Below are 20,929 nucleotides of genomic sequence, written 5' to 3'. Positions count from 1 at the left end.
ATGGCCGAGGTTGCTGCGTCCAGTGTGTACATCGCATCGCCCGAGGGTGATACCGGGAAATCGACCGTGGCGCTCGGGGTGCTGCAGATGTTGTGCGCGACCACCGCGCGGGTGGGGGTGTTCCGGCCCATCATCCGGTCGGCGACCGAACCCGATTACATTCTCGAACTGCTGCTCGAGCACAGCACCGTCGATATCGAATACCACCAGGCAGCCGGAGTGAGCTACGAGCAGGTGCACGCCGACCCGGACGCCGCGATCTCCGAGATGGTCATGCGTTACCACGAGGTGGCAGCGGCCTGTGATGCCGTAGTGATCGTCGGCAGCGACTACACGGACGTGGCCAGCCCCAGTGAACTGCGATTCAATGCGCGGATCGCCGTGAACCTGGGGGCGCCGGTACTGCTGGTGGTGCGCGGAGCGCAGCGGTCGCCGGATGAGGTCGAACAGTTGGTGGAGCTGTGCACGGCGGAATTGGCGAGCGAGCACGCGCAACTGCTGGCGATCATCGCGAACCGGTGCGCACCGGACGATCTCGAACCGGTACGGGAGCGGCTCGCTGGTTTCGGGGTCCCGCGCTGGAGCCTGCCGGAAGTACCGTTGCTGATCGCCCCGACCATGGCCGAGCTACGGGATGCGCTGGGCGGCGAGATGTACAGCGGCGACCCCGAACTCCTGCACCGCGAGGCGCTGGGGGTGATGGTGGGCGGAATGACCGCCGAACATATTCTGGAACGACTTTTCGACGGCGCGGTCGTGATCGCACCGGGCGACCGATCCGATGTGCTGCTGAGTGTGGTGAACGCGCACGAGGCGGAGAGTTTCCCATCGCTGGCCGGGATCGTCATGAACGGGGGACTGCTCCCCCATCCCGCGATCGCCCGCCTGATCACCGGACTGAAACCCCGATTACCCATCCTGACCACCGCTTCGGGCACCTACGACACCGCCGGCGTCGCGCATCGCACCCGCGGCCGGATGTCCGCCGACAACCCGCGCAAAGTGGACACCGCACTGGCGCTGATGGAAACCCATGTGGACGCGGCACAGTTCCTGCGCCGGCTCGAGGTGCCGTTGACCAGCGTGGTCACTCCGCAGATGTTCGAATACCAGCTGATCGAACGTGCCCGCGCGGACCGCAAAACCATCGTGCTGCCCGAGGGCGACGACGATCGGGTACTGCGGGCGGCCGGGCGCGTACTGCAACGTAAGGTCGCCGACCTGATCATCCTGGGCGACGAGACAGCCGTCCGGGCCCGCGCCGCGGAGCTCGGGGTGGATATCAGCGGTGCTCAGGTGCTGGACCCGCGGGCTTCCGAACATCTCGAGGATTTCGCCCGCGAATACACCGAACTGCGCAAACACAAGGGCATGACGTTCGAGCGGGCCCGCGAAACAGTCGGCGATATCTCCTATTTCGGCACGATGATGGTGCATCGCGGTCTCGCCGACGGCATGGTGTCCGGTGCCGCGCACACCACCGCGCACACCATCCGCCCCTCCTTCGAGATCATCAAAACCGTTCCGGGGGTGTCGACGGTCTCGAGTGTTTTCCTGATGTGCCTGGCCGACCGGGTGCTCGCCTACGGTGACTGCGCCGTCGTCCCCGACCCGTCCTCCGAGCAGCTGGCCGATATCGCCATATCCTCGGCAGCCACCGCGACCCGTTTCGGTATCGATACGCGAGTGGCGATGCTGTCCTATTCCACCGGCGAATCCGGTAGCGGCGCGGATGTGGACAAGGTGCGGGTCGCCACGGCACTGGTCCGGGAGCGAGCGCCGGAACTGCTGGTGGAGGGGCCCATCCAGTACGACGCCGCGATCGAGCCCACGGTCGCCGACGCCAAACTCCCCGGTTCCGAAGTAGCCGGGCGAGCCACGGTTTTCATCTTCCCCGACCTGAACACCGGCAACAACACGTACAAGGCGGTGCAGCGCAGCGCGGGCGCAGTCGCGATCGGGCCGGTGCTGCAAGGGTTACGCAAACCGGTGAACGACCTGTCCCGGGGCGCGTTGGTCACCGATATCGTGAACACGGTGGCCATCACCGCCATTCAGGCGCAGCAGCAGTGACGCGGTCCGGCGAACAGGAGACGGCGGTGGAATCGATTCGCGTACTCGTGGTCAACTCGGGTTCGTCCTCGATCAAATACCAGCTGATGGAGCCGGATTCTGGCACGATCATCGCGTCCGGTCTCGTCGAGCGGATCGGTGAGGACGGCGGCGCGATCGAGCACACTGCCGGTGATCGGACACTCACCGAGCAACAGGAGATCCCCGACCACACTGCCGGTTTACGCCTGGCTTTCGCCAAATTCGCCGAAGGCGGCGACGATCTCACCACTGCCGGAATCACCGCCGTGGGCCATCGCGTTGTGCACGGCGGCGAGGTCTTCTACCGGCCCACCCTGATCGACGATGCGGTCCTGGACACGGTGCGCGAGCTGAGCACACTCGCCCCGCTGCACAATCCGGCCAATATTCGCGGGATCCTGGCCGTGCGCGAACTACTGCCCGATACACCGCAGGTGGCGGTATTCGATACCGCGTTCTTCCACGGTCTCCCGGCCGCCGCAAAAACCTATGCGATCGACAGCCAGGTCGCCGAAACGCACGGGATCCGCCGCTACGGCTTCCACGGCACCTCCCACGAATACGTCTCCGGCCGTGCCGCCGAATTCCTCGGCCGCCCACCGGAAACGCTGAACCAGATCGTTTTCCACCTCGGTAACGGCGCCTCGGTATCGGCCCTGCGCGGTGGCCGCCCGGTGGACACCAGTATGGGTCTGACCCCGCTGGAGGGGCTGGTCATGGGCACCCGGCCCGGCGATCTGGACCCCGGGATAATCCTGCACCTGATGCGGACCGCCCATCTGGACGTCGACGGTATCGACAGGTTACTCAACCGTGGATCGGGGCTACGCGGGATGGCCGGGGTCAACGACTTCCGGGAACTGCGGCGGCGGATCGATTCCGGCGATACCGCTGCCCGCGCGGCCTACGACGTCTACGTGCACCGCCTGCGTCACTATCTCGGCGCCTACTTGATCGACTTGGGCGGGGTCGACGCGGTCACCTTCACGGCGGGCGTAGGGGAGAACAACCCCGATGTACGCGCGGACGCGCTGGCCGGGTTGCACCGATTCGGGATCGTGGTGGATCCCGAACTCAATACCGCGAAATCCCGCGAACCCCGGCGGATCTCCCCACCGGAATGTCCGGTGCAAGTTCTGGTGATCCCGACGAACGAGGAACTGGCCATCGCCCGGGCGGCGGTGGCGGTCACCCGGCACTCCTGAACCGCGCTGCGCCCGGTAACAGCCGTGCTCAGCACGTGCCCGGAAACTCGGCTTGCCGACCGTCCCCGGGCAGCCGGACGATTCGCCTGGTCACGTGGTGGGCAGACCTGAGATGGCGCCGGTGGCGGTGCCGCAGTCACGAGGCAGAGCCGTGCCGACGCGGCCTGCGCTCGGTCGCGGCCGGGCCGAGCGCAGGCCGGATGAGCCGAACGTACGGGGAGGCGCTGACCGGCACCTTGTGGGTGCCGGTGCAACCGGTCCCGACGACGCGGGAACAGCAGTCCACACCCGATCGAGGGTGAACCGACGACATCCGAGGAGGGCTCTCCGATGAATCGCACCGAGTTATCAGGCACTGAGTCAGTAGCAGGTGAGCGGTTGCAACTGGTCGCCGGCCCGCGGCCCCAACCCGTCGTAGGCGGCCGCTATGGCCGTGACGGCTCGGCGGAGTTCGGGCTCGGGGTTCGTATAGGGCAGGCGTAGAAAGCGTTCGAAGGCACCCTGCACCCCGAACCGCGGCCCCGCCGCCAGCAGCACACCGTGATTGGGGGCAGTGGCGGCCAGCGCGGTCGAGACCGGGGCGGGCAGTTGCGCCCACACCGACATCCCGCCCACGCCCGGCAGCACATACCAGTCCGGCAGCTCCTCGGCCATTGCCGTCAGCAATGCCTCCCGTTGATCGCGCAGCAGTTTGCGGCGCCGCGCGAGAATGGGGTCGGCGTGTTCGAGCAGATGGACCGCCGCGAGCTGGTCCATCACCGGCGTGCCGAGGTCGACGGTCGCGCGGGTGGTGAGCAACCGGGTGATCAACGATTCCGAGGTCCGGATCCAGCCGACCCGCAACCCGCCCCAGAACGATTTGGACGCCGAACCGATGGTGATCACCTCGGCGCCCTTGGCGAACGCGGCGACCGGCGCGACCGGGGCCGTATCACCGAGCGACAGATTCGCCATGGATTCGTCGATGATCAACATCATCCGGGTCTCCCGGGCGATAGCGGCCAGTTCCGCGCGGGCCGGCTCGTCCATCAGGAATCCGGTCGGGTTGTTGTGGTCGGGCACCAGATAGGCCAGGCTCGCTGCCGTCTGCCGGGCGGCGCTGCGCAGACCGTCCAGGTCCCAGGCCGAATCCGGATCTTCGATACGTAACGGCACCGGCACCGGACGGGCGCCGACATCCCGGATCGCCTCGATCGCATTCGGGTAGGTGGGGTGGTCGATGAGCACCCGGGCCGAGGGCGGCGCGAGCACATTCAGCAGCAGTCGCAGACCGTGCTGGGCGCCGAGGGTCACCAGGATCTGGTCGGCGCCGGTCGGCAGTCCGCGTTCGGTGTAGCGACGGGCAATCGCTTCGCGCAACGGCAGGATCCCGACCGGATCCATGCCGTGGGTGCTCAGGTACGACGGTATGCCCTGCAACGCCACCGAATATGCGTCCTCCATCTCCGGTGGCGCAGTCATCGCGGCATACGTCAGGTCGACCGCGGGCTGGGCGCCGGTGGCCATGGTGGCCAGAATCCCGCGCCCGGCACGGCCGCCGTCGTGCGCGATCGCCGGCGGCAGCGCGACGGTGGACCGCGAGCCCTGCCGGGTGATGAGGTAACCGTGCTCGCGCAGCAGCGCATAGGTGGAGGTCACGGTGGTGCGGCTGACCCCGAGGGTGGCGGCGAGATCGCGTTCGCTGGGCAGGGCGATGCCCAGGGGGGCACGCCCGTCGTGGATGAGCAGCCGGATCCCCTCCGCCAAGGCGAGATAGGCGGGCCGGGCGGGACGTCGCGCACCCCCGTCGGCGGATGCCGGGTCCGGGCCGCGCCACTGCCCCAGATCACGGGCGAGACCCGCGGCGCCGAGCACTCTCGTCGACATAGGTCCAGTATCGACCGATTGGCTCTTTATCGGCAAGTCCACTCGGGTGATAGTGGGAGGATGACACTCTTTGTGGCGCTCGTGGGAGTGGGAACCTTCGTCTATTTCGCTCACCAGTACCTGGTCACCGAATCGCGACTACCGGAACTACTGGAGCGGTACCGGCCACTCGGTTCGGTCACCGAAGAATCGCTCACGCGGTACGACGCCGAGCGCGGACACCGGGATCTGAATGCCGCACGCTCGCACCGGGAAGCGTCGGCGCTACACACCCGGACAACCTGAACCCAACCCCCGGAAAACCCGAGGTTGTGCCCCCCCCTGATCCGGTAACCCCGGCCGAGCCCGGAACCCCCGAACCGTCCCCGGACAAGTCCGCCCGCCGGACCCATGAGGCGGACTGCGGCCGACGGCGAGGCGATCCGGCACACACTGTCGACAGCCCGCCGAACCCTGCCAGTCCAGTTTTTCAACTGGACTGGTTTCGGCTACTTCAGGGGATGCTGCCGGTAGAACTCGCACGCCTCACCCGACAGCAAACCGTCCTCACAGGCGAAATACGTCTGGATACAGGAATTGGTATCGCACCCCAGCCGCACCAGCTCATCCCGGATACGCACACTGCGCTCCTGCGGGGTCTCGGTCGTCACCTGCGCCGCCACCGGAGCCGCGGCCGTGGCGTGGCCACCGGCGTCCTGCGCACACCCGTAGAGCAGCGCAGTCGCAGCGCACAACGATACGGTCGCGGCGAATCGGACGGCGGATTTCCTGCCCATAAAATACGCACCTCCACATCCCCGGGGTGTTCGACGAGCGGTCAGCGTAACCGATCCGGCAAGGACCTGGAAACGCCTGTCGAACGGGGGACGCCCACTTTTGCCCCGGCCCGAGGCGCCTCACCGCACGGATCCGGTTCAGCTCCTCGACCGGGCCGGTGCCGTGGGATGCCGGTGGACTGTCCTCGCGCCGCCGAACGGTGCCCAGCGGATGGCGAATCGACGGCATGGGCGGCCTCCGTTCCCTCGCTCCTCCGGGGGCTCGCTCGCGGCGAACCGCCGGGCCGCCGGTTTCCGGGATCACCGCGAACACCGGGATTCTGTCCTCTCGGGGCCGGGGCTGGAATCGCACCCGCACCGGGGTGCTCGGCGCCAGTGGGATCTGCCCTTCGATCGAGGTGTAGACCCACGGTCCTTCGTCGAGTTCGACGATGCCGATGATCAACGGTGCGGCGATGCCAGGACTCTCGGAGCGCAATTGGATACATGGCTGCCTTCGCGGTCGATATCGACGGGGTGGCACCAGCCTGATCCGCGTGGCGCAGGCACGCGTCGGCCGAACGCCCGCGGCATACCTATTTCTGCTCGGTACCGTCCCCGGACACAACCTTGGACAACGTCTCGGCCGACCACCGGTGATGACCGAAACCGGACCGGACGGACGCGCCGACCGCCGTCGGCTACCTTCCCGCCGATCAGAGCCGGCCTGAAGGAGACGGCGGATTCGTTCGAATTCCACTACTTTCAGCACTATTCGGAGATCGATGCGGCGCGCCTCCCACACATACCGCTCGAACTCGGGTAGATGGTTGGGGTGAATGACATCGTCACGCCGAGCCCTTCGGCACTCATGTCCGCCGCCGCACGGGCCGCCCACGCGATCGTGGACTCTCCACCTCATCTGATCCTCGATGAGATCGCGGAACGCCTCTGCGCCACCGCGGGCGAGCCGTCACCTCTCGGGTTTCATCGCTCCCATCCCGGAGAAGCGGTACTCGCTGCGGCCCGACTGTCGGCCGCCGCCCGGAGCGCGTACGCAGAACGACTGCTCCACGCGTCGGGCATCGGACAGTACGTCGTGCTGGGTGCGGGCCTCGACACGTCGGCATGGCGGGTCTCGCGTTCGTGCAAGATTTGGCATGTCGACCTTCCGGGTGTGCTCGCGTGGCGCTCGTCCCTGTCGAATCAGGCCGGCATCCAGGAACGGGGTGTATCGGTGCCGGTGGATCTCTCGTCCGGTGATCCGGTTCCCGAACTCGTGCGCGCGGGACTCAGGCCGGACGTCCCGACCTTCGTGTCCTGGCTCGGGGTGTCGATGTACCTCGATGCCGAGGCGGTACGGCGGACCTTCGCGTCCCTGAGCGCACTTGCGGCGGGATCCGAGCTGGTTTTCGACCACATCGTTCCCGCCTCAGACCGTGACGACGCGGGTCACGACTACGCCCGGGCAGTCGCCGCGGCGGTCGGCGCGCGGGGCGAACCGTGGCACTGCACGCCCGCCGTCGGCCAAGTCGCGGAGTGGCTGGACACGGCAGGCTGGTCCCCCCTGGAGTCGATCGGAGAGTCCGACTCCGTTGCAGCCGGGTTCTGGGATCGCACGGACTGGCTACGACCGATGGAACTGGTCCGCTTCACTCATGCCCGGTTGCGGTCGTGACCGGCAGCCGGGGCACGCGTGTAGCGAACCCGTGTCATCGACCCGCCACCTCCCTCACCCGTTGACCAGCGGCTATACGGCTTCAGTGGGCAGATTTGCCGCATAGTAGTGCGGCGAGCGACTCCCGATCGGTGACATCGAGCTTGGTGCAAGCCCGATACAGGTGTCCTTCCACCGTCCGGACCGAAACGGTGAGCCGGTCGGCGATCTGCCGGTTGCTCAGGCCCGCCGCCACCAGATTCGCGATCTCCCGCTCCCGGGCGGTGAGCGGGAGCGGCTGGGCGGCGTCGCGTAGCGCCGGGGTCGACGCACCGTCGCATGCGGCGGCCAGGCGGTTGGCGTGAGCTGCCGATTCCAGCAGTCGTCGCCGATCGCCGGCGCGGTCGTGGGCGGTGGCGGCCTGCGCTGCGGCATCGGCGGCCGAAAGCCGCGCGCCCAGGCTTTCGAAATCGGCTGCTGCCGCGTCCAGCTCGGCGCCGTCGCGCCGCGACAGTGCTACCGCATGCCGCGCCTGTGCCCGGACCAGTGGCCCGTCCACCCGGTTCGCCAGATCGGCCAGCCGTGGCGCCACCGATCCCGCACCGAACCGGGCGGCGGTGTGCAGTGCCAGTGCCTCCACGGCGTGCTGGTCGGCGCGGGCGGCGGCGTCCGCGGCACGGAGCGCGCGCTCGACGGCGGTGCTGACCGTGCCCTCGGCCGCCGCCAGGCAGGCACGGGCGATCTCGAGCTGCGGTTCGTAGACGGCGCTGTGCCGGCCGCCGCGGGCATCGGCTTCGGCGATCGATTCGGCGGCCTCGGCCGGGCGGCCGAGCGCCGCGTAGGCCTCGGCGAGCCGGATCCGGGCGGGGAACATCCAGGCGGCGGCGCCCTCCGCGGTGAGCGCGGCCAGTGCCTGCTCCAGATTGTCGATACCGGCGGCGAACCGGCCGTGCGCCACATCGACGGTGCCCTGCAGGATCTTCGACATCCCCCACGCCAGGTATTGGCCGGGCGCGGAATACCCGAAGTATTCGGTGGCCCGGTGACCCGCGGCGGCCAGGTCGCCGGTGAGGACGAGCGCCAGCACCTCGGCATGTGTCGACATGAACCGGTTCAGGCCGTCGATATGCGACTCCACCGCGCGCCCCCGCTCCGCATAGTCCCGTGCCTCGGCCGCGCGCCCGAGCAGCGCCGCCGCGAGCCCACCACCGAACGCAGCCCACCACACCGCCCACGGCGGCGCGTCCGCGGCCCGCAGCACCTGTTCGGATTCGCGCAGCGCATCGCCGAGCCGGTTCTCGCTGACCGCGCAGGCGGCGGCGAGGCCGGTCGTGATCAGGGCGATCTTCGGGTGCGTGATACGCGACCGCACCAGCGTCAGCACCTCGTCGGCTTTATCGGCATCGCCCATCGCCCACAGCAGATTCGACACCCGGGTACTGCCCCAGCGGGCCAGCTGGACCTCGTCGAGATCGTCGGCGTCGAAACTGGCCAGCGTCCGCTCGGCCTCGATGCGGTGCCCCTGCCACAGCAATGCCCGGGCCAGCAGATCCGCGGATTCCACCCCGCCGCGGCGTTCCACCGCCGCCCGCGCGAACCGTTCGCCCAGCGGGAGATTCGCCAGCCCGATGGCGTCCTCGGCGGCGGATTCGAACAGTTCCAGATCGGCGGATTTATCGCTGTCCAAGGCGAGTTCGGCGAGCCGGATGCGATCGGCGGCGGAATTTATCCGGCGCTGTTTGAGCGCGGAGTACAGCTTGCCGCGTAACCGCCGGGAGGTCGCGATGCCCAGCCGGCGCCGGATCACCTCACCGAACAGCGGATGGTTGTACCGCACCACCAGATCGCGGCCGTCCTCCACCACCCGGATCACGCCGCCGTTTTCGGCCGCTTCCACCGCCTCCTCACCGGCGAGCTCCGCCATCACCTCGAGATCGGCGGGCTCGCAGAAGGTGAGCAATTCCAGTACCCGCAGCACGGATTCGGGCAGCTGCTCGACCCGATCCTCCAGCAGCGCGGCCAATTCGGAGGTGACCGCGGCCCGCCCCCGCAACTGCCACACCCCGTTCACCTGCCGCAACGAACCCGCCTCCAGCGCACCCTCCACCAGATGCCGCAGGAACAGGGCGTTACCGCCCGAGGACTCCCACATCAGGTTGGCGGTGAAACCCTCGAGTTGCCCACCCAGCATCGATTCCACCAGGTCCACGCTCTGCTGCTGCGTGAACGGGGGCAGGTGGATCCGCAGCAGATGGCCGTCCTTCCACAGCGTGGTCACCGCGTCCGGCACCGGAACACCATCGCGCACGGTGGCGACGATTCGCGCGGCCTTGTCGATCGCCAACTGCAGCAGCAGGGTCGCGGAGAGCTGGTCGAGCAGATGCGCGTCGTCAACCCCGATGGTGGTGAGCCCGTCGGCGAGCAACGCTTCCCGGGCCGCGGCCATGAAGGTCACCGGATCATGCGCGGTGTACACACCGACCATATGCGCGAACACACCGAGCGGAATACTGCGCGCCGATTCGGTTCCCGCGACCCAGCGGATATTTCCGCCACCTGCCTCGGCCGCTCGCCGCGCGAGGGTGGTCTTCCCGACACCGGGTTCCCCGATGAGTACAGCGCCGACATGATCGGAGCCGGTGAGCGTCGCGCGAATCGCTTCGAACTCGTTCGCCCGTTCGATCATCGGCCAGTTCCGCGCCATATACCTACTGTATAGGCCGTATTACCCGGGAGTCGCCGCGAAGTGTGCACTGCGACATCGCCATTACGGGACCGGCCCTGGACGGCCGGTCAGTACTCGCCTACTTCGCAGGCCAGGCCGTCGCCGTCCGCATCGAGCCGAAACGAATATCCGGGCTGCCCAGCGAACAGCGGGGTGTGGGATTCGCTGCGGGCATGAACGCAATTCATGTAGTAGGGATGGTCGTCGTCCTCCGCCTCGTCGTCCGCGCGGTCCGCGGGCAGCGGATGTGAATCCTCGACCCGATTCGATGAGATCTGAGGATCGGCGGCGGCCGGCGCCGCGGACAGGACGGCCAGCGCGCATCCTGCGACGACGAGAGGCGCGAGGGTTCTGAAGCTGTTCATCACGGAAGTCCTCGATACTGGGGTACTCCCATCGTCACGCGCGACCGGGAAAAGTGGAAGCCCCTTTCCCGGTCGCGCAGGGACCGTATCTACTGGGCGCCCGCCGGCGGATCGCACACCTTCCAACCGGCCTCGGTTTCCTGCAGATCGAACGTGCGGGTGGTTTCCTCCGGATCGGCATCGGTCTGCACCGTGACCTGCGCCAAGGCTGTCCGATCGGTGATCTTGACCGCGTCGACACCGGTGACTTCGGGAATGCTGCCCTCGCTCACCGCCTGGCGATGGACACCGGCGAACTGCTCCTCCGACAGACCCTGGTAGTAGTCGTGCAGCGCACCGCAGGTGGCATCACGCAGCGCCGGCAGGTCCCCGTTTTCCAGCGCACCGGTGTAATCGCCGATGGCCGCGCTGATCCGGGCCTGCGGGGAATCGTCCCCCGACCCGGCGCCCACCAGGATCGCGATCAACGCGACGACGAGCGCCACCGCGACCCCGCCGGCAATCAGCCATTTCTTGTTGCTGTCCCCCGGAGTCGCCGCGGGAGCCGGCGCCGGTTCCACCCGCTGGGGCTGGGCGCGCTGCGGCGGCGCCTGCGCGACCCGCTGTTCGGCGGCGGTGGGTTTCAGGTCGGCGGGTGAGGGCGCTGTCCCCGGCCGCGGCGGCGGAGGTTGCGGACGACCACCCTGGCGCGGCCCCGGCGGCGGACCACCCGGGCGTTGCGGCGCGGGCTGATCGGGCCGGCCCGGAGCCTGCGGCCCGGGGCGTTTCGGGCCCGACTGCGGCCGCGGAGTAGCGGGCGGTTTCGACAGCGCCGACGCCCCCGGCCCCACACGATCGGTCCGGGCGGGCCCCTGCGGGCCACCCGGCGGCTGCGCCGGCCGACCGGCCTTGCGCACCTGGCTCATATCGATCCGCGCGGTCGCATCGGGATCCGGCTTCTGCGCCGGCATCGCCACGGTGCGTGCCTCATCCGGCCGCTGCTGCCGCGGGATGACGACCGTCCGTGCCTCGCCGTTGTCGGGGCCGGGCCCGGAATCGCCGGACGAACCCGAGCGATCCCCCGCGTCCGAGCCATCCGCGCCGGCCTCGGCCGCCTCGGCCCGGTCGTCCCCGCCGCCCTGCGCGGGGGTGCCGGTTTCCGGCTCCCCGGCGTCCGCCTGCGCCGCGTCCTGTTCACCGTCGGCCTGGTCCGGTGAACTTCCGGCACTCCGGGCCTCGACCTCGGTATCCGTTTCCGATTTACCGGAGCTCTCCCCCTCGACCGGCCACGACGTATCCTCCGCGCCACCGGACAGTTCCGTAGGACTCCCCTCGCTACCGGATTCGACGTCGGCGCCTGTTTTCGAATCGCCGGCGCCGGCCGCTGCGGCTGTTTCCGGCTTCCCGGAGGCATCCCCGGTTTCCGGCTGCACCGCATCGGTGCCGGCCCCCTCCTTGCCCGCGGCACCTGCCGCCACCGCGGCGCCACCGGCGGCGACCGGGGCACCACTGCCCGCGGTAGCCACCTTCGTCAAGGCTTCGATTGGTGCTGCCGGGTCGGATTCGGCCGCGGCGTCCGCACCGTCCGCCGTGCCGGTAGCGGCTCCGTCCGGTCCACCGACCGCACCACCGGACGCACCGGCCGGCCCAGCCGATCCATCACTCGGATCACCGGGCTCACCGGCCACATCCTGCGGATCGTCCGCTTCTTTCTCTGCGGTCGATTCCGGATCGCCCCGACCTGGGCCCGGCGCACCATCGGCTTCGCCGGTGTCCTTACCTGTCGAATCACTTTCCCGAGTCTGCTTCGGCTCCGCGGCATCCGAGTCCGAGGCATCTTCCGGTGTATCGGCCGACGGGCCCGAGTCCGCTCGACCGTCGGCGTCCTTCACGGCAGCATCCGGCGGTCCGCCGGCCGCTTGTCCCTCTCGGGCTTGCTCGGTATCGCCGGCGGATTTGCCGGCAGAGTCCGGGGTGGCAGAGCCGGCAGAGTCCGCGGTACCGGACGCCGCCGGAGTCTTCCCGGCAGGCGTGCCCGCTGCGGCCGGAGCAGCGCTGTCGGTTTCTGCGGAAGGGTCCGTTCGGGACGATTCCCCGGAAGCGTCCGGACCTACGGAGCCGGCGGCTGCTCCGGTTCCCCTCTCTCCGGCCGGTCGATCGGCATTCTCCGGTTGACCTTCCGGCTGCTCAGTGAGCTTCGCGCCGATGGGCGCGGCTCCGACCTCGGACCGCTTATCCTGCTCGGTCGTGTCATCCGACCCGTCTGCCCCCGGCACCGGTTCATCGCCCTCCGCGGGCGCGGGAGATCCACTGTCGCCTCCGGCAGCGGAATTCGGCTGCTGCGCGGGGGCGGTCCGGATGGTCTCCGTCTCGGCATCACCCTCCGGTGCCGCCCCCGCGGCTTCGGTGTTATCCGAGCCGCCGGCCGACGCCCGCGGGAGCGCCTCGGTGGGCGCGTTGCTCTCCCCGGGGGCGGGTTCGTCGCCCGGACCGGAAACGCTTCCTCGACCGAACGCCCGGCGGATACGGGAGGTCACCGCATCGGCTGCCTGCGACAGCTGCGTTCCGGTGTCCGTGGCGTCCGGCGTCGTGGTGGGCGAGCCTGGGCCGGATTCGGAGCGCGTCGGTTTCTCGTCGTCGGTCGGGTGCGGCACCTGTACCCCTCGTTGCTGGCAGTCAGAAAATGTGACGTAGAAGGCCAGCCTATCGAGCATTCCCGATGGCCGTGCACAATGAACCGCATGACCTCGTTCGGTGATCTGCTCGGACCGCAACCTGTACTCCTTCCTGAACTGCACGAGGCGGAGGACGCGCTCGACGCGGGCGCCGATCCGGTGCAGGTGGCCGCGGAGAATCCGGCCGCTTCGATCGCTTGGGCGGCGCTGGCCGAAGCCGCTCTGGAGCGGGCCGCGGACGCAGCGGAACCGATCAATCACGATGTCGTCGCCGCCTACGCATTCGCCCGTACCGGCTACCACCGTGGTTTGGATCTGCTGCGCCGCAACGGCTGGAAGGGTTTCGGGCCGGTGCCGTGGGAGCACGAACCCAATCGCGGTTTCCTGCGCAGCGTGGGCGCCCTGGCGAAAGCGGCGCGGGCTGTCGGCGAAACGGACGAGTACGCCCGTTGCCTGGATCTGCTCGAGGACTGTGATCCGCGGGCGGCCGGGGAACTCGGTCTGGACTGAACGTATCCGCGCCCGTGAGCGACCCGACCTCCCGAATGTCTCGAGCCCGGGACCGGGGCACCGAGCGCCTACGGCGTTCGTGGACCCGGTTGCGGCTGTCGGCGCTGCCGATTCTGCAGTGCTCGCTGGCCGCGGCCCTGGCCTGGTTCCTGGCCAAGGATGTGGTCGGCCATCCGCTGCCGTTCTTCGCACCCACGGCCGCCATCGTCTCGATCGGTACCGCATTCGGAGCCCGGTTGCGCCGTTCGCTCGAGCTCGTGGTGGGGGTGGCACTCGGGATCGGGGTCGGGGATCTGTTCATCTCCCAGGTCGGTACCGGGGTGTGGCAGATCGCGCTGGTGGTGGCTGCGGCCATGGCGCTGGCGATCTTCCTGGACGGTGGGCCGATCATCGGTATCCAGGCGTCCGGTTCGGCGGTGCTGGTGGCGACGTTGATGCCGCCCGAGTCCGGGGCGGGTCTGTCCCGGATGGTCGATGCCCTGATCGGTGGTCTGGTGGGCGTGGTGGTGGTCGCCGCGTTACCGCTTCATCCGGTGCGCCGGGCACGGGAGCAGGCAGCGGCGATTCTCGGGGTCGTGGGCAAATCGCTCACCGACTGCGGACAGGGGCTGCTGGAGCAGGATCCGGGCAAGATCCGCGATGCGCTCAGCGCGGTCCGTGCCACCCAGCATCAATTGGATTCGCTGCGCAAATCGCTGGAGGGTGGACGTGAGGTCATCCGTATCTCCCCGCTCTATTGGAATTCCCGGGGCCGCCTCGAGCGATTACGCGAGGCGGCCGATCCACTCGACAACGCGGTCCGCAACACCCGGGTACTGCTGCGGCGTTCGCTGACCCTGGTGCGCGACGACGAAATCCTCAATCCGGGGCTGATCGACGAGGTGGAGCGGCTGGCGGAGGCGGTCGATGTGGTCCGGCGAATGATGCTGGCCGACCGTGGCGAACAGCCCGACCGGGCCGAAGCGGCGCGCGTCCTGCGGTCGGTGGCCAAACAGGCCCGGCCGGAGCTGGTTGCGGGTGCGGGATTGTCGTCGCATGTGGTTTTCGCGCAGATCCGATCCACCCTGGTGGATCTCATGCAGGTCTGCGGGGTACAGCGGATTTCGGCGATGGCCCTGCTGCCGCCGACGGTGCCCAACCCGTTTGTCATGCCACAGAATTGAGTGCGGCGCGGCGCCACTACGCGAACCGATCGCGCCGGAGCACCGGATTTCCGCGTAGTGGGCTACCCGTTACTGTGCGCGGGGTCGTGAACTAATCTGAAACGTGACCGAATCGGTTATGCCGGTACGGTCGGGATCCCACCCGCACGCCGCGTTGCCGACGGACGGCGCTGCCGCGCGCCGCACGTTTCGGATACCCGGACCGGCTCCGGGCGGGGTATCCGGGCCCGTCCGGCCGGAGCCGCGCCGGGCGGGCCCAGCTCATCCGGGTTATGCCCAGAACCGGGTCAGATACCCGCCGTACCGGGACCACTGTTCCGGCACCCCGGAAAAGTCGTACAGGGTGTAGACGGCGTCGAAGAACACCTGGTTGATCGCAGGGGTGAACAGCAGGGCGAAAAGGATGAGCATGCCGAACGGTTTGAACTGGTCCAGGCCGCGCCGGGTCTGGTAGCTCAGCGATGGTTCCACGATCCCGTATCCGTCGAGACCGGGGATCGGCAGCAGATTCAGCAAAGTCGCCGTCACCTGGAGGAACGCCAGAAAGCTCAGTCCGAACCAGAACGCCGGATTACTCTGCGCGCTGCCGAACAGCCCCACGATCAGCAGCAGCACCACCGCGCACAGTGCGTTCACCGCGGGACCCGCAGCGCTGATCAGCCGCTGGGTTCGCGGCGGCACCCGATGGGCGTGGATGTACACGGCGCCACCGGGCAGTCCGATACCACCGAGGGCGATGAACACCATCGGTAGCACGATCGACAGCAGCGGATGACTGTATTTGAGCGGGTTCAGCGTCAGGTACCCGCGCAGTTCGACCTCACGGTCACCGGCCCGCCAGGCGAGATAGGCGTGGGCGAATTCGTGCAAGCACAAGCTCACCACCCAGCCGAAGACGACCAGGACGAAAACACCGGCCTTCGCCCAGGCCGAATCCAGTTCCGCGTTCCAGGCGAGCGCACCACCGCCCACCGCCAGCAGCAGCACCAGCAGGAAAACGGGACTGGGCCGTATGGCACCGCGGCGCAGCGCCGTGACACCGCCGCTCACGGCTGTACCACAGTCGACGCCGGAACCGCTGCCGGTCTGCAGCGAAGAAAACGACCGGCTCGTGCCGCGATCGGCGCCGCGACCGGGAAGCCGGTATCCGGGCAATTCATCGGACCAGTAACCAGGGCTCGTGGTGGCGGTAGAAACTCGACCGCGGCACCGTCCGGTCGCTCTGCACACCGTCGCGATTGATCACGGCGGCGGGGGTGCCGAGCTGGGCGGCACGCCCAGCGACCCAGCGCCGGCGCCGGAAACGCCGGGGCACACCGGCCCGGACTCCGGGCAGCTCGAGGGTCGGGGTCACGAACATCGCCCGGACCTCGCCGGAGAACAGCCGCGTTTCGTCCACGTAGGCCTCACCGGTCAGCGGGGCTCCGTTCACACCGGTGATCTCGGCCCGGCCGACCAGCACCGTGCCGGTGTCGTCCCGGATCAGCGGCACCTCTGTTGCCCGTCCCTCCAGCGCGCGGCGCGCCGCGGCGCTTCCGGTGCCGAGTTGATAGGCCCGCGCCGCATACGTGTGGTCCGGTGGCACATAGCCCACCTCTACGTGCAGCCGCTCGGTCCGCATCAGATGGGTGAGGACCGCCGCCAGCGCGGCGTCGTCACCGAGCACGATCAACCGCGGCAAACTATCCGCCGCCAGCACCGGCAACAGCTCGTCGATCAGCACGGTATCGGGAACAGCCGCGGTTTGGCTGGTGGGCTGGGCGGCGAGCGCAATGGGCACCGGAGCATCGGCACAGCGGAGAACATGGGTACTCAAACGCCCAACACCCTCCTAGGACCGGTCACCCACGAGTGTAGAGGGTGCACCGTGCCGACTCGCACAACGGGCCTGGTACAACGGCCGTTCCCGGCTCCCTCCGATGCCTCGAGTAGACTGTGCTCCCGGCTTCCTCCCCGTTACGGCAGGTAGCTGCAGCACGAGGTGCGTGTTGCGCGTCGACCCGTAGGAGACACGACCATGCCGGCAATCGTCCTCATCGGCGCCCAGTGGGGCGACGAGGGCAAGGGCAAAGCCACCGATCTACTCGGCGGCCGCGTGCAGTGGGTAGTGCGGTACCAGGGCGGCAACAATGCCGGCCATACCGTGGTGCTGCCCAACGGGGACAACTTCGCGCTGCACCTCATCCCTTCCGGAATCCTCACCCCCGGGGTACGCAACGTCATCGGCAACGGTGTCGTGGTCGACCCCGGTGTGCTGCTGGACGAACTCGCGGGCCTGGAGGAGCGCGAGGTCGACACCTCCGGCCTGTTGCTCTCCGCCGATGCGCACCTGATCATGCCGTACCACGTGGCCATCGATAAGGTCACCGAGCGGTTCCTCGGCAACAACAAGATCGGCACCACCGGCCGCGGTATCGGTCCCTGCTACCAGGACAAAGTCGCGCGGGTCGGGGTCCGCGTGGCCGATGTGCTCGACGAGAAGATCCTCACCCAGAAAGTCGAGGCGGCACTCGAGTTCAAGAACCAGGTACTGGTGAAGATCTACAACCGCCGCGCGCTCGAACCGCAGCAGGTGGTGGACGAGGTGCTGACCCAGGCCGAGAAATTCGCGCACCGGATCAGCGATACCCGGCTGGAGCTCAACCTCGCACTCGAACGCGGCGAGACGGTGCTGCTGGAGGGTTCGCAGGGCACGCTGCTCGACGTCGACCACGGCACCTACCCCTACGTCACCTCCTCCAACCCGACCGCCGGCGGCGCCGCGGTGGGCGCGGGAATCGGGCCCAACCAGATCGGCACAGTGCTGGGCATCCTCAAGTGCTACACCACCCGGGTGGGTTCCGGCCCGTTCCCGACCGAACTGTTCGACGAATCGGGCGCCTACCTGGCGAAAACGGGCGGCGAAGTGGGCGTGACCACCGGCCGGGCCCGCCGCTGCGGCTGGTTCGACGCGGTGATCGCCCGCTACGCCACCCGGGTCAACGGCATCACCGACTACTTCCTCACCAAGCTCGACGTACTGTCCAGCCTGGAAACTGTTCCGATCTGTGTGGCCTACGAGGTGGACGGCGAGCGGGTCGAGCAGATGCCGACCACGCAGACCGGTTTCCACCACGCCAAACCGATCTACGAGGAAATGCCGGGGTGGTGGGAGGACATCTCCCAGGCGCGAACCTTCGACGAACTGCCCGCCAACGCACAGGCCTACGTGCACCGGCTCGAGGAACTCTCCGGCGCACGCATCTCCTGCATCGGCGTGGGGCCGGGTCGCGAGCAGACCATCGTCCGCCACGACATCCTGGGTTAGGGGTCGGCCAAGGGCATCCGGAGAGCCGGGATACGTGGCCGTACGACGACCGACGGCAGGCCGGGACCGGGTTGCCGAGGGGCGGTGGCGGAGCGTGGACCCGAACGGGGGCGGCGGGGCCTGGACGCCGGCGACGGCCGGTCACCGGGAGGCGCAGAGGTTCGTAGGTGTACGGCTGAGCGCTCTCGACTGTCGGCCGCGAGGAGAAGGCGCACCGGACAGGCCGCACCCGGTCGGGTCGAGCACTCGGCGGGGTGGGCCGGGCGTTCAGCGTGCGGCTTGGAACGCGAGGACGGTGGTTCCGATGCGGATCGCGTCGCCGTCGGCGAGCAGCGCGGAATCTATCGGTTCGTCGTTGACGTAGACCCCGTTCGCCGAATCCAGGTCTTCGATCAGCAGCCCGGCCCGGCCCAGTTTGATCTGGGCGTGATAGCGGCTGGCCTTGGGATCGTCGAGAATCAGATCGTTATCGGTCATCCGGCCGATCTTGAAACCGCCGTGTGCGACCAGCACCAGCCGACCGTCCGGTAACCGTAGCTGCCCGCTGCGTACCGAGCGCGGCACCTCGGTGACCGTATCGGTCATCGCCGCGGCCATCCGCTCGGCAGTTTTGAACTCCACGGTGCTCAACGGCTCCTGCCGCAACACCCGGCGCTCCAGTTCGACCAGCGCGGGTCCGGGATCGATCCCGAGCTCCTCGGCCAGAACCGAACGCACTCGCCGGCAGGCGTCGAGCGCGTCGGCATGCCGTTCGGAGAGGTAGAGCGCGGTGATGAGCTGCCCCCACAACGGTTCGCGCAGCGGATGCTCATTGGTCAGCGCGACCAGTTCACCGATCACCGCGGTCGCCCGGCCGCAGGCGATCTCCGCGTCGAAGCGCGCCGAAACCGCCAGCAGCCGTTCCTCTTCCATCGCGGTGGCGAAACTGTCCGCGAACGCCAGACCGGCCAGATCGGAGAGCGCGCGGCCGTTCCACTCCCGTAGCGCGGTGGTGAAAAAACGCGACGCCGATGCGTGATCGCCGGCGCCCGCGGCACGGTTACCCGCATCCCGGGCCGCCTCGAACCGGCCTAGATCGCAGGCGTCATCGGCGATCTCGAGCCGGTACCCGGCGGATTCCGTGCGCAATACCGCGGCCGAATCCACCCCCGAATTCCGCAATGCCTTGCGAATATTGGAGACGAATACCTGCAGGCTCGCGGCGTAGGAGTCCGGCGGCGCCTCGTTCCAGACCATATCGGCCAGGGTTGCCGAGGCCACGGCACGACGCCGGTTCACCGCGAGCGCGGCCAGCAGCGCTCGCGGTTTGGGCCCGCCGACCGCGACCGGCTCATCGCCGACCGACAGCTGTACGGGCCCCAGCACACGAAGATCCAGCATCATCTCGCAGTGGGCGCTACGGCGCGATCACGCACTGATCGAACGTCCCGCGGAGTGCAGATCCTCGCAGGCCTGCACCACTCGGGCCGCCATCGAGAGCTCGGCCTTCTTCAGGTAGCTGCGCGGGTCGTAGGTCTTCTTGTTGCCGACCTCGCCGTCGATCTTCAGCACACCGTCGTAGTTGCTGAACATATGGGCGGCGATGGGCCGGGTGAAGGCGTACTGGGTATCGGTGTCGACGTTCATCTTCACCACGCCGTAGCGCAGCGAATCGTCGATCTCCGACTTCAGCGAGCCGGAACCGCCGTGGAAGACGAAATCGAAGGGCTGCGCGTCGGTGCCCAGACCCAGTTTGGCGGCGGCGACCTTCTGCCCCTCGGCCAGCACCTCGGGCTTGAGTACCACATTGCCGGGTTTGTAGACGCCGTGCACATTGCCGAAGGTGGCAGCGAGCAGGTATTTGCCCTTGTCACCGGCACCGAGCGCGTCGATGGTCTTTTCGAAATCGGCCGGCGAGGTGTAGAGCTTCTCGTTGATCTCGGCCTCGACACCGTCTTCTTCACCACCGACGACGCCGATCTCGACCTCGAGGATGATCCGGGCAGCGGTCGCGGCGGACAGCAGCTCCTGGGCAATGGTCAGATTCTCGTCGATCGGCACCGCCGAACCGTCCCACATATGCGACTGGAACAGCGGATTCTTCCCCGAGTTCACGCGCTCCTGGGAGATGGCCAGCAGCGGGCGGACGAAGCCGTCCAGCTTGTCCTTGGGGCAGTGATCGGTGTGCAGCGCGATGGTGACGCCGTACTTCTCCGCCACCACATGCGCGAACTCGGCCAGCGCGACAGCACCGGTGACCATATCCTTCACACCCTGACCGGAACCGAATTCCGCGCCACCGGTGGAGAATTGGATGATCCCGTCACTGCCCGCCTCGGCGAAACCCTTGATCGCCGCGTTGATCGTCTCCGACGATGTGCAGTTGATGGCCGGGAAGGCAAACGAGTTCGCCTTGGCCTGACCGAGCATTTCGGCGTAGACCTCCGGAGTCGCGATCGGCACTGTGAAGACCTCCGTGTAGTGCGGCAGACGGGATTGTCTGTTTCTGCACATACCCTAAGCCAGACCGATTCCATCCGGTATAAGGGGATTGTTTGCGCTGCTGCACCCCGCGGGCGCGGCGCCAACCGGTACTGTGGGCCGGGTGATTGCGCTGGCAGCTACCGACGCGGTGACGAGCAATCTGGC

The 20,929-nt window shown here is 68.2% G+C and carries 16 protein-coding genes; 7 read left to right on the top strand and 9 right to left on the bottom strand.

What is annotated here, in order from left to right:
- The gene (pta, locus tag NFL01S_RS20570) at positions 1-2,073 is read left to right on the top strand and encodes a phosphate acetyltransferase (RefSeq protein ID WP_062977697.1); all 2,073 of its coding nucleotides are present in this window, start codon (positions 1-3) and stop codon (positions 2,071-2,073) included.
- A 26-nt stretch (positions 2,074-2,099) separates the two neighbouring features.
- Positions 2,100-3,299, top strand: a complete 1,200-nt coding sequence (locus NFL01S_RS20565; protein ID WP_062978171.1) for an acetate kinase — start codon at positions 2,100-2,102, stop codon at positions 3,297-3,299.
- Between the two features lie 360 nt (positions 3,300-3,659).
- On the opposite strand, the gene yczR is transcribed toward NFL01S_RS20565, so the two are convergent.
- Positions 3,660-5,165 (bottom strand): MocR-like transcription factor YczR, encoded by a 1,506-nt coding sequence (yczR, locus tag NFL01S_RS20560; RefSeq protein ID WP_062977695.1) that lies wholly within the window; start codon positions 5,163-5,165, stop codon positions 3,660-3,662.
- Positions 5,166-5,225: 60 nt separating this feature from the next.
- Between yczR and NFL01S_RS20555 the strand changes: the two genes are divergently transcribed.
- Positions 5,226-5,450, top strand: coding sequence for a hypothetical protein (locus NFL01S_RS20555; protein ID WP_062977693.1), 225 nt, complete (start codon positions 5,226-5,228; stop codon positions 5,448-5,450).
- 203 nt (positions 5,451-5,653) lie between these two features.
- Here NFL01S_RS20555 and NFL01S_RS20550 read toward each other — a convergent pair whose 3' ends face one another.
- Entirely contained in the window at positions 5,654-5,941 is a 288-nt protein-coding gene (locus tag NFL01S_RS20550) for a hypothetical protein (protein WP_062977691.1), read from the bottom strand.
- Positions 5,942-6,755: 814 nt separating this feature from the next.
- Between NFL01S_RS20550 and NFL01S_RS20540 the strand changes: the two genes are divergently transcribed.
- On the top strand, positions 6,756-7,598 hold the full coding sequence (locus tag NFL01S_RS20540; protein ID WP_245670810.1) for a class I SAM-dependent methyltransferase: 843 nt from the start codon (positions 6,756-6,758) through the stop codon (positions 7,596-7,598).
- A gap of 82 nt (positions 7,599-7,680) precedes the next feature.
- On the opposite strand, the gene NFL01S_RS20535 is transcribed toward NFL01S_RS20540, so the two are convergent.
- From NFL01S_RS20535 to NFL01S_RS36365, 3 genes are all read right to left on the bottom strand, one after another.
- Complete coding sequence (locus NFL01S_RS20535; RefSeq protein WP_062977685.1) at positions 7,681-10,281, bottom strand: LuxR C-terminal-related transcriptional regulator; 2,601 nt, start codon at positions 10,279-10,281, stop codon at positions 7,681-7,683.
- Positions 10,282-10,370: 89 nt separating this feature from the next.
- Positions 10,371-10,667 carry an excalibur calcium-binding domain-containing protein gene (locus NFL01S_RS20530; protein WP_062977683.1) on the bottom strand — a complete coding sequence of 99 codons (297 nt, stop codon included), beginning with the start codon at positions 10,665-10,667 and terminating at the stop codon, positions 10,371-10,373.
- Positions 10,668-10,756: 89 nt separating this feature from the next.
- Positions 10,757-12,172: an Rv0361 family membrane protein gene (locus tag NFL01S_RS36365; protein ID WP_443093705.1), complete on the bottom strand. Its 1,416-nt coding sequence runs from the start codon at positions 12,170-12,172 to the stop codon at positions 10,757-10,759.
- Between the two features lie 1,215 nt (positions 12,173-13,387).
- On the opposite strand from NFL01S_RS36365, the gene NFL01S_RS20520 reads away from it, so the two are divergent.
- Both NFL01S_RS20520 and NFL01S_RS20515 read left to right on the top strand, forming a co-directional pair.
- A complete protein-coding gene (locus tag NFL01S_RS20520; RefSeq protein ID WP_062978170.1) occupies positions 13,388-13,831 on the top strand; it encodes a DUF3151 domain-containing protein in 444 nt (147 codons plus the stop codon).
- 35 nt (positions 13,832-13,866) lie between these two features.
- Complete coding sequence (locus NFL01S_RS20515; RefSeq protein WP_062977680.1) at positions 13,867-14,994, top strand: FUSC family protein; 1,128 nt, start codon at positions 13,867-13,869, stop codon at positions 14,992-14,994.
- A 270-nt stretch (positions 14,995-15,264) separates the two neighbouring features.
- On the opposite strand, the gene NFL01S_RS20510 is transcribed toward NFL01S_RS20515, so the two are convergent.
- Positions 15,265-16,044 carry a site-2 protease family protein gene (locus NFL01S_RS20510; RefSeq protein WP_062978169.1) on the bottom strand — a complete coding sequence of 260 codons (780 nt, stop codon included), beginning with the start codon at positions 16,042-16,044 and terminating at the stop codon, positions 15,265-15,267.
- 106 nt (positions 16,045-16,150) lie between these two features.
- Positions 16,151-16,810, bottom strand: a complete 660-nt coding sequence (locus NFL01S_RS20505) for a hypothetical protein (protein WP_062977678.1) — start codon at positions 16,808-16,810, stop codon at positions 16,151-16,153.
- Between the two features lie 201 nt (positions 16,811-17,011).
- On the opposite strand from NFL01S_RS20505, the gene NFL01S_RS20500 reads away from it, so the two are divergent.
- Entirely contained in the window at positions 17,012-18,301 is a 1,290-nt protein-coding gene (locus NFL01S_RS20500; RefSeq protein ID WP_062977675.1) for an adenylosuccinate synthase, read from the top strand.
- A gap of 267 nt (positions 18,302-18,568) precedes the next feature.
- Here the strand turns inward: NFL01S_RS20500 and NFL01S_RS20495 are convergent, their stop codons facing one another.
- Positions 18,569-19,684 (bottom strand): BTAD domain-containing putative transcriptional regulator, encoded by a 1,116-nt coding sequence (locus tag NFL01S_RS20495; RefSeq protein ID WP_062977673.1) that lies wholly within the window; start codon positions 19,682-19,684, stop codon positions 18,569-18,571.
- Positions 19,685-19,708: 24 nt separating this feature from the next.
- Positions 19,709-20,743, bottom strand: a complete 1,035-nt coding sequence (gene fbaA, locus NFL01S_RS20490) for a class II fructose-bisphosphate aldolase (RefSeq protein ID WP_062978168.1) — start codon at positions 20,741-20,743, stop codon at positions 19,709-19,711.
- Between the last annotated feature and the right edge of the window lie 186 nt (positions 20,744-20,929).

Origin of the sequence: Nocardia flavorosea NBRC 108225 (genome assembly GCF_001613385.1) — a bacterium.
In the GTDB taxonomy this organism is placed as follows: domain Bacteria; phylum Actinomycetota; class Actinomycetes; order Mycobacteriales; family Mycobacteriaceae; genus Nocardia; species Nocardia flavorosea.
Note: the sequence above shows the minus strand (reverse complement) of the source record. Positions and strands in the feature narration are given on the sequence as shown.

Excerpts from the sequence above, each read along its gene's own strand:
- NFL01S_RS20550 (WP_062977691.1), bottom strand. The coding sequence starts at position 5,941 with ATGGGCAGGAAATCCGCCGTCCGATTCGCCGCGACCGTATCGTTGTGC.
- pta (WP_062977697.1), top strand. The coding sequence starts at position 1 with ATGGCCGAGGTTGCTGCGTCCAGTGTGTACATCGCATCGCCCGAGGGT.
- NFL01S_RS20495 (WP_062977673.1), bottom strand. The coding sequence starts at position 19,684 with ATGATGCTGGATCTTCGTGTGCTGGGGCCCGTACAGCTGTCGGTCGGC.
- NFL01S_RS20530 (WP_062977683.1), bottom strand. The coding sequence starts at position 10,667 with ATGAACAGCTTCAGAACCCTCGCGCCTCTCGTCGTCGCAGGATGCGCG.
- NFL01S_RS20500 (WP_062977675.1), top strand. The coding sequence starts at position 17,012 with ATGCCGGCAATCGTCCTCATCGGCGCCCAGTGGGGCGACGAGGGCAAG.
- NFL01S_RS20555 (WP_062977693.1), top strand. The coding sequence starts at position 5,226 with ATGACACTCTTTGTGGCGCTCGTGGGAGTGGGAACCTTCGTCTATTTC.
- yczR (WP_062977695.1), bottom strand. The coding sequence starts at position 5,165 with ATGTCGACGAGAGTGCTCGGCGCCGCGGGTCTCGCCCGTGATCTGGGG.
- NFL01S_RS20535 (WP_062977685.1), bottom strand. The coding sequence starts at position 10,281 with ATGGCGCGGAACTGGCCGATGATCGAACGGGCGAACGAGTTCGAAGCG.
- NFL01S_RS20520 (WP_062978170.1), top strand. The coding sequence starts at position 13,388 with ATGACCTCGTTCGGTGATCTGCTCGGACCGCAACCTGTACTCCTTCCT.
- NFL01S_RS20515 (WP_062977680.1), top strand. The coding sequence starts at position 13,867 with ATGTCTCGAGCCCGGGACCGGGGCACCGAGCGCCTACGGCGTTCGTGG.